The organism is Bartonella sp. AA86SXKL (assembly GCF_042196885.1).
Map to the genome: position 1 here is coordinate 269 of NZ_JBHIRE010000497.1, position 331 is coordinate 599.

Here is a 331-nt window from a genome sequence, read left to right on the forward strand (position 1 = left end):
TAGTGAAGCGCTTGCAATGGCTTTAGCACTTCCAAAATGATGAAGCAATGCACGCTTTCTTGTCGGACCGATATTTTCGATTTCATCAAGCGGATTTTTCAATGTTTCTTTTTTTCGTTTTGCTCTGTGAGTCCCAATTGCAAAACGATGTGCTTCATCACGTAGACGTTGCAAAAAATACAAAATAGGGTCACACGGGGGAAGCGTAAAAGGTGTTTTTCCTTTTATAAAAAAACGTTCACGTCCCGCTCTACGGTCAGCGCCTTTCGCTATTCCTACTACTGTCATGAAATTATCTAATCCTAATTCAGATAATATTGTATGCACACTG

The 331-nt window shown here is 39.9% G+C and carries 1 pseudogene; it reads right to left on the reverse strand.

The features are described 5' to 3' along the window. Positions 1 to 331, reverse strand: a pseudogene (locus ACFIO5_RS12875) (excinuclease ABC subunit UvrC); the annotation flags it as partial.